Genomic DNA, 7,568 nt, shown 5'->3' with positions numbered 1-7,568 from the left:
GTTGGGCGCCCGGCTGGGCGTGCCGGCGAAGCGACCTCGTACTGGGTCGTACTCGGGCGTTTCGCCGGTGCGTCAGGCGGGATGCCCGGCGTCGCGCGCCCGGCGGGAATTGTCAGACAGGCCCTGGGCCCGTCCCGTGGGCAGGTCGCGGGACGTGCGCAGGGGGGAGGCGAGGAGGACGGCGGCGCTCAGCACCAGCAGGCCGGTCATGATCCACATCGCGGGCCGCAGGCCCAGGGCGCTGCCGAGCAGGCCGCCGGTGAGGGCGCCGAGCGGAATGGTGGCCTGGTTGGCGAACATCGAGGTGGCCGCGACCCTGCTGAGCAGGGCGGGCGGGGTGTAGGACTGGCGGAAGCTGCCGAGCACGACGTTGCCGAGCACCACCCCGGCGATGGTGACCAGCGAGCCCAGCACGTAGAGGGCGAGCCGTGGCCCGGGGGCGGCGAGGGGCAGCAGCAGGGCGCAGGGCGTGGCGGTGAGCAGGACGATCCGTACGCCGCGCGCCGAGCCGGTCCGCGTACCAGGCGCGCACCAGGGCGGCCTGGCTCCCCGCCCGGCCGCCCGGCCGCCCGAACGGGTGTACCGGCGGCGCGCACCGGGCACCCGGTAGGAGGGGGCTTCCGCCGAGGAGGTACCGAGATGCGGCACGTCGCCGACCCGCACATCCGGCCCGAGGGCATCTCCCCGCACGCCCTGGGCAACGACACGCTCCTGCACGAGCTGGAACAGCTGCACCGCACCCGGCACGAGACCTTCCTGTACGGATCGGAGGACGCACTCAAGCGGCACACGCTGCGCACCGGGCAGCTGGAGGCCGAGTACCTGAACCGCTTCCCGAACCGCCAGGTGACCGCCGGCCGGACCAGGGCCGGTGCCCGCGCCCGCGAGGCGGCGGCCCGGGTGGAGTCGCTGCCCGAGTAGCCGCGAGCAGACCCGGGCAGGGCCCGGGCCGCGCGGTTCCGCACCGCGCCCCGCCCGCCCGGTGGGGACACGCCGGGCGGTGTGGCGTGCCCGGAGGCGGGAAGTCGGGAAGGGTGAGCACCGAACCCCGGAGCACCGTCCCCGACCCCCTGGGAGCCCCGCATGCCCATCGCCAGCGTCAACCCCGCGACCGGCCAGGTGCTGGAGACCTTCGAACCGCTCGACGCGGCCGGCGTCGAGCAGCGGCTGGCCCGCGCCGAGGCCGCGTTCCACGACTGGCGCACCACCCCGTTCGCCACCCGCGCCGAACTGCTGCACCGGGCCGCCGACCTGCTGGACGAGGACCGGGAGGCGGTGGCCCGCACGATGACCGAGGAGATGGGCAAGCCGCTCACCGCCTCCCGGGCCGAGGCCGCCAAGTGCGCGAAGGCGATGCGGTGGTACGCCGACAACGCCGAGGCGCTGCTCGCCGACGAGCACCCCGCGCCGGCCGACGTGGCGGACGCCGGGGCGGCCCGCGCCTACGTCCGCTACCGCCCGATCGGGGCGGTGCTGGCCGTGATGCCGTGGAACTTCCCGTTCTGGCAGGTGATCCGGTTCGCCGCGCCGGCGCTGATGGCCGGCAACGTCGGCCTGCTCAAGCACGCCTCCAACGTGCCCCGGACGGCGGTGGCGCTGGAGGAGCTGTTCCGCCGGGCCGGCTACCCGGAGGGCTGTTTCCAGACCCTGCTGATCGGGTCCGGCGCGGTCGAGGGCGTGATCCGGGACCGCCGGGTGGCCGCGGTGACCCTGACCGGCAGCGAGCCGGCCGGGCGGGCGGTCGCCGCCACCGCCGCCGACGAGGTGAAGAAGGCCGTGCTGGAGCTGGGCGGCAGCGACCCGTTCGTGGTGATGCCCAGCGCCGACCTGGACGCGGCCGTGCAGACCGCCGTCCGGGCCCGGGCCCAGAACAACGGCCAGTCCTGCATCGCAGCCAAGCGCTTCATCGTGCACGCCGACGTCTACGACCGCTTCACCGCGGCCTTCACCGAGGCGATGCGCGCGCTGAAGGTGGGCGACCCGATGGACGAGGCGACCGACGTCGGCCCGCTGGCCAGCCGCCAGGGCCGGGACGACCTGGAGGAGCTGGTCGAGGACGCCCGCACGCACGGCGCCCGGATCGAGTGCGGCGGCGGGCGCCCGGACGGCTGGGACACCGGGTACTTCTACGAGCCGACGGTGCTGACCGGCATCACCCCGGCGATGCGGATCCACCTGGAGGAGACCTTCGGCCCGGTCGCCACGGTCTACCGGGTCGCCGACCTGGACGAGGCGGTGACGCTCGCCAACGACACGCCGTTCGGGCTCAGTTCGAACGTCTGGACCCGTGACGAGGGCGAGCAGGAACGCTTCGTCCGCGACATCCAGGCCGGCGGGGTGTTCTTCAACGGGATGACGGCCTCCCACCCGGCGCTGCCGTTCGGCGGCGTCAAGCGCTCCGGGTTCGGGCGGGAGCTGTCCGGGCACGGGATCCGGGAGTTCTGCAACGTCACCACGGTGTGGGTCGGCTGAGCACTCCGCAGCCACTCGGGGCCGTAGCACCCCGGGCCGTAGAACTCCGAACCGTGGAAGCCCGGGCCGTGGAAGCCCGAACGCCGCCCCGGCCGGGTCAGGCAGCCATCCGGTGCCTGCCCGGGCCGGGCGTCATCCAGCGCGCGACCATGCCGACCAGGGCGAGGAAGGTCGCGGCCCAGAAGAGGGACATCAGCCCGATCATCGGATACCAGTCCACCTGGACACCGACCATGGCCAGGCCGATCGAGAGCGCGACCATGAAGGTCACCACGGTGGGGCTGAGGCTGAGCAGCCAGTGCCAGGCCCGGTGGGCGAGGCCCGGGTTCTTCGGGGCGTCGGGGCCGGTGTCGAGTTCCTTGTAGGTCAGCAGGTCCATCGGGATCGCCTCCGATCGTGGGGGACTGCCGGGTCTGCGGCGCGCGCGGGGGTCAGGATGCCTTCCGCGGCGCCGCGCTCTTCCTGGTCGTGGTCTTCTTCGCGGTCGAGCGGGTCGTGGTCGAGCCGGTCGTGGTCGAGCCGGCCGTGGTCGTCTTCGCCGCGGACGCGGACTTCTTCGCCGGGGCCCGCTTGCGCGGCGCGGGAGTCTTCGCCGCCTCCTCCGCCGGCTCCTCCTCCGGTTCGGCGGCCCGGCTCCCCCGTCCGCTCGGCCGCCCGCTCGGCCGCCCGCCGCTCTTCGCCTGCTTGAGGCTGCTGCGCAGCGCCTCCATCAGGTCGATCACGTTGTCCGGCGCCTCGCCCGGCTCCTCCTCGTGCGGCAGCTCGACGCCCTCCAGCCGGGCCGTGATCACCTGTTGCAGGGCCTGCTGGTAGTCGTCGTGCAACTGGGAGAGGTCGAAGTCCTCGGAGAGGGTGTCCATCAGCGACCGCGCCATCTTCAGCTCCTGCGGCCGGACGACCACGCCCTCCTCGGGTGCGATGCCGGCCGCCGGGCGGACCTCGTCGGGCCAGATGCAGGTCTGGAGCACCAGCGTGCCCTCGTGCACCCGCAGCACCGCCGGGGACTCCCTGGTGCGCAGCGCGATCTTGGTGACGGCGATCCGGCCGGACTCGACGAGCGCGTCGCGCAGCAGGGCGTAAGGCTTCTCGGCGGACTTGTCGGCGACGCCCACGTAGTAGGCCTTGGAAAACATCAGCGGGTCGATCTCGCCGGCCTCGACGAAGGCCAGCACGTCGATGATCTTCTTGCTGGGCAGCGGCAGGTCGGCGAGGTCGTCGTCGCTGAGCGTCACGGTCCGGCCGTCGGGCGACTCGTAGCCCTTGGCGATCTCCGCGTACGGGACCTCCTTCTCCTCCCGCTCGCAGTACCGCTTCATCCGCACCCGTCCGCCGTCCTTGGCGTGCACCTGGTGCAGCGGGACGTCGTGTTCCTGGGTGGCCGAGTAGAGGTGGACGGGGATGCTGACCAGCCCGAAGCTGATCGTCCCCTTCCAGGTGGTCTGCATGGGGTCGCTCCTTCCCGGAGGTTCCCGCCCGCCGGAGCAGCCCGCTCCGGAGCTTCCACTGTGCCCGGGTTCCCCCCGGTTCGCACCATCAGCCCGCCGCCGACGGACGGGTGGCGAACAATGGACCCCGAGGGCCGGAGGAGGTGGCCGCCGATGACCGCCGAGCGAGGGATCGATCACGTTCCGTCACCGGACCGGGTGACGTACCGGGTCACCTTCGCCGTGGCCGGGGAGCCCGGCCCGCGACAGGACGAGGTCACGGTGGTGCCCGGCTATTCGCAGGAGGACGACATCCCGCGGATCCTGGCCACGCGACTCGCCGGAGGTTCGCCGACGAATGATCTTCGGATCACCGTCCTGGAATTGCACGGGATTTGAGCGTCAGCAGAGCTTCGGGAGACTTCCACAACCTGGCGGTGCGTCAGATCTGAGCTTTTCGCGACCCCTTCGCACCTGCGCTGACCTGCTCTTTTGTGTCCGCTGAGCGAACAGTTATCGAGGCGTTGTTCCGATACTCGTGCGTAATGGTTAGGTTGCACCGCGTTGCGCGGGTCCGTCCCCCACCCTCCGGCGAAACGAGCCGAGGGTCACACCGCGCGGGAAAGGCACAGGGCACCTCAGATGAGTGCGGACACCACCAAGTCGGCGGTAGCTCCCCACGTCCCCCAGCAGCAGGGACCGGTCGGGCACGGCGGCGGCGACGGCCACCTCAAGGCGGGCCTCAAGAACCGCCACCTGTCGATGATCGCGATCGGCGGGGTGATCGGCGCCGGCCTGTTCGTCGGCTCGGGCGCGGGCATCGCCTCCACCGGACCGGGCATCCTGCTCTCCTACACGCTGGCCGGTGTGCTGGTCGTCCTGGTGATGCGGATGCTCGGCGAGATGGCGGCGGCCGACCCGCAGAGCGGCTCGTTCTCGGCGTACGCGGACCGCGCGCTCGGCCGCTGGGCGGGCTTCACCATCGGCTGGCTGTACTGGTTCTTCTGGGTCGTGGTGCTCGCGGTGGAGGCCACCGCCGGGGCGAAGATCCTCAACCACTGGGTGCCCGGCGTGCCGCAGTGGGGGTGGGCGCTGATCGTGATGGCGGTGCTGACCGCCACCAACCTCTTCTCGGTGGCCTCCTACGGCGAGTTCGAGTTCTGGTTCGCCGGGATCAAGGTGGTGGCGATCGCGGCGTTCCTGGTGATCGGCACGCTGGCCGCCTTCGGGCTGCTGCCCGGCACCCACGCGGTCGGCACCACCAACCTGATCGGCCACGGCGGCTTCCTGCCGCACGGCGTCGGCGCGGTGTTCACCGGCATGCTCACCGTCGTGTTCGCCTTCATGGGCAGCGAGATCGTCACCCTGGCCGCCGGCGAGTCGGAGGACCCGGAGCGCGCGGTCAGCAAGGCCACCAACAGCGTGATCTGGCGCATCGGCGTCTTCTACCTGGGCTCGATCCTGCTCGTGGTCACCCTGCTGCCGTGGGACTCGGCCGCGGTCAAGGGCAGCCCGTACGTGGCGGTGCTGGAGCACGTGGGCATCCCGGGCGCCGGCCAGGTGATGGACGTGATCGTGCTGACGGCAGTGCTCTCCTGCCTCAACTCCGGGATGTACACGGCCTCCCGGATGGCCTTCTCGCTCGGACAGCGCGGCGACGCACCCAAGGCCTTCGCCACCGTGACGCGGACCGGCGTGCCGCGGGTGGCGATCCTCTCCTCGGTGGTGTTCGGCTTCATCGCCGTCTTCTTCAACTACGCCTGGCCGGACTCGGTGTTCAAGTTCCTGCTCAACTCCTCCGGCGCGGTTGCGCTCTTCGTCTGGCTGGTGATCTGCTTCTCCCAGCTGCGGATGCGCCGGATCATCGAGCGGGAGACTCCCGAGCGACTGACCGTGCGGATGTGGCTGTACCCCTACCTGACCTGGACGGCCATCGGCATGATCGGGTTCGTGATGGCGTACATGTTCACCGACGCCGACGGGCGCGATCAGATGTACCTGTCGCTGGTCGCCGCGGCGATCGTGCTCGCGGCCTCGGCCGTGGTGGGCCGACGGCGGCGGGCGGCGGTGGCGGCGGAGTCCTGACCCGTCCGCGCCGCGTGCGAACGCCGGGCCCGGGAGCCGTTGCGGAGGCTCCCGGGCCCGGCGTCGTTCCCGCCCGGGCGCTCGGGACCCCCACCCCAGTTTGACCCTGCCACGTCAAGGGGAGTTCTCGGCCAGGCGCTCCCCCACGAGCGCTCCCCCACCCGCCTGGAGACCCCGTGCCGCCCCTCCCCACCCCCACGTCACCCGCGTCCGCACGCCTGCGCTTCGGCCACCGGCTCCGCCACTGGCGCGAGAGCCGCGGCCTCAGCCAGGCCGAACTCGGCCGCCTGCTCGGCTACCACAACTCGCTGATCAGCCGGGTGGAGAACGCCCGCCGCTGGCCGCCGCCCGGCCTGCCCGCCCGAGCCGACGAACTCCTGCTCACCGGAGGCGAGTTGGCCGCCCTGTGGCAGCCGGTCCAACAGGAGCGGGAACGCCTCGGCGAACTCGCCGTCCCCGCCCGGCCGTCCCCGCCCGGCCCCGGCGCCGTCCACCCGGACGCCGTCACCCTCCAGGTGCTCGGCCAACTGCTCACCGTCTACCGGGCCGCCGCCGCCCGGATCGGCGGCGAGGAGCTCACCGCCGTCCTCGAACACCACGCCCGCACCCTGGCCGACCGGCAGTACGGCGCCCCGCGCGAGAGCGCCGCCGCCGTCCGCTCGCTCGCCGCCCGGTACGCCGAACTCGCCGGCTGGGCCCACTTCGAGGGCGACCGCCGAACCCGCGCGCTCACCTGGTACGCCGCCGGGCTGGAGTGGGCCCGCGCGGCCGGCGACCACGCGACCGTGACCGCACTGCTCGCCCGGCAGAGCACCCTGCACTGGTGGGCCGGCGACCCGACCGCCGCACTCGCGCTGGCCGAGGCCGCCTCCGCCGCCGCGGACACCTTCGTCCACCCCCGGCCGGGCCTGCGGTCCTGGGCCGCCGTCACCCGGGCCCACGCCCACGCCCTGGCCGGCGCGGTGTCCGAGACCCTGCGGGCCCTCGCGGACGCCGAACGGCTCGCCCAGGCCGCCCTCGCCACCGGCGAGCCGACGCCCTGGCTCACCCGGGCCGAACTCGTCCTCGGCGTCGCGCACGGCACCTGCCACCGCGAACTCGCCCTGCGCACCGGCCGGACCGCCCACGCCCACGCGGCCGTGGCCCATCTCGGCGCGGCACTGGCCCGCGTCGACCCGGCCGTCCACCCGCGCGACCACGCCCTGGTCGCCGGCCGACTCGCCGGCGCCTACGCCCGGGCCGGCCGCGCCGAGGCCGCGGCCGCCGTCCTGTCCCGCCTCCCCCCCGGCGCCACCGGCCGCATCGCGCACGAGGAACGCCGCGCCCGCGCCTGGCTGGCCGGGGCCGAGGACGCCCACGACTGAGCGCCGGCGAGCGCGGGCCGCCCCGGAAGCGGCGTACGGACGCCGGGCGGCCCACACCTGGGGACGGCCCCCACCCCGGACACGCACGGCCCGCGCACCCGGGGCACGCACGGTCACCCCACGCCCCGGGTGACGGCCCGGCGAAGTCCGTCCGCACGGCCGAGTACCAGGGCCACCGGATCGTGATCACCACGACCTACGAGATCACCGTGGACGACCGGCC

8 protein-coding genes are annotated in these 7,568 nt (G+C 73.5%); 5 read left to right on the top strand and 3 right to left on the bottom strand.

Features of this window, described 5'->3' with window-relative positions:
- Positions 1-72 precede the first annotated feature (72 nt).
- Positions 73-648, bottom strand: a complete 576-nt coding sequence (locus ABTY15_RS39180) for an MFS transporter (protein ID WP_350607337.1) — start codon at positions 646-648, stop codon at positions 73-75.
- On the opposite strand from ABTY15_RS39180, the gene ABTY15_RS39175 reads away from it, so the two are divergent.
- Positions 640-921, top strand: coding sequence for a DUF6158 family protein (locus ABTY15_RS39175; RefSeq protein WP_350607332.1), 282 nt, complete (start codon positions 640-642; stop codon positions 919-921). The two genes, ABTY15_RS39180 and ABTY15_RS39175, sit on opposite strands and share 9 nt — an antisense overlap.
- A gap of 162 nt (positions 922-1,083) precedes the next feature.
- Positions 1,084-2,472: an NADP-dependent succinic semialdehyde dehydrogenase gene (locus tag ABTY15_RS39170; RefSeq protein WP_350607329.1), complete on the top strand. Its 1,389-nt coding sequence runs from the start codon at positions 1,084-1,086 to the stop codon at positions 2,470-2,472.
- A gap of 97 nt (positions 2,473-2,569) precedes the next feature.
- Here the strand turns inward: ABTY15_RS39170 and ABTY15_RS39165 are convergent, their stop codons facing one another.
- The gene (locus ABTY15_RS39165; protein WP_350607326.1) at positions 2,570-2,851 is read right to left on the bottom strand and encodes a hypothetical protein; all 282 of its coding nucleotides are present in this window, start codon (positions 2,849-2,851) and stop codon (positions 2,570-2,572) included.
- 52 nt (positions 2,852-2,903) lie between these two features.
- On the bottom strand, positions 2,904-3,917 hold the full coding sequence (ku, locus tag ABTY15_RS39160; protein WP_350607324.1) for a non-homologous end joining protein Ku: 1,014 nt from the start codon (positions 3,915-3,917) through the stop codon (positions 2,904-2,906).
- Positions 3,918-4,070: 153 nt separating this feature from the next.
- Here ku and ABTY15_RS39155 point away from each other — a divergent pair, with 153 nt between their 5' ends.
- From ABTY15_RS39155 to ABTY15_RS39145, 3 genes are all read left to right on the top strand, one after another.
- Positions 4,071-4,295, top strand: coding sequence for a hypothetical protein (locus ABTY15_RS39155; protein WP_350607321.1), 225 nt, complete (start codon positions 4,071-4,073; stop codon positions 4,293-4,295).
- 243 nt (positions 4,296-4,538) lie between these two features.
- Positions 4,539-5,981, top strand: coding sequence for an amino acid permease (locus tag ABTY15_RS39150; protein ID WP_350607318.1), 1,443 nt, complete (start codon positions 4,539-4,541; stop codon positions 5,979-5,981).
- A gap of 176 nt (positions 5,982-6,157) precedes the next feature.
- A complete protein-coding gene (locus tag ABTY15_RS39145) occupies positions 6,158-7,345 on the top strand; it encodes an NsdA family TPR-like regulatory protein (protein WP_350607315.1) in 1,188 nt (395 codons plus the stop codon).
- Positions 7,346-7,568 lie beyond the last annotated feature (223 nt).

It is taken from the genome of Kitasatospora sp. NPDC097643, assembly GCF_040302625.1.
Taxonomy (GTDB): Bacteria; Actinomycetota; Actinomycetes; order Streptomycetales; family Streptomycetaceae; genus Kitasatospora.
Note: the sequence above shows the minus strand (reverse complement) of the source record. Positions and strands in the feature narration are given on the sequence as shown.

Bases quoted from the DNA above. Each gene is read 5' to 3' on its own strand.
- ku (WP_350607324.1), bottom strand. From the start codon at position 3,917: ATGCAGACCACCTGGAAGGGGACGATCAGCTTCGGGCTGGTCAGCATC.
- ABTY15_RS39170 (WP_350607329.1), top strand. From the start codon at position 1,084: ATGCCCATCGCCAGCGTCAACCCCGCGACCGGCCAGGTGCTGGAGACC.
- ABTY15_RS39155 (WP_350607321.1), top strand. From the start codon at position 4,071: ATGACCGCCGAGCGAGGGATCGATCACGTTCCGTCACCGGACCGGGTG.
- ABTY15_RS39150 (WP_350607318.1), top strand. From the start codon at position 4,539: ATGAGTGCGGACACCACCAAGTCGGCGGTAGCTCCCCACGTCCCCCAG.
- ABTY15_RS39175 (WP_350607332.1), top strand. From the start codon at position 640: ATGCGGCACGTCGCCGACCCGCACATCCGGCCCGAGGGCATCTCCCCG.
- ABTY15_RS39165 (WP_350607326.1), bottom strand. From the start codon at position 2,851: ATGGACCTGCTGACCTACAAGGAACTCGACACCGGCCCCGACGCCCCG.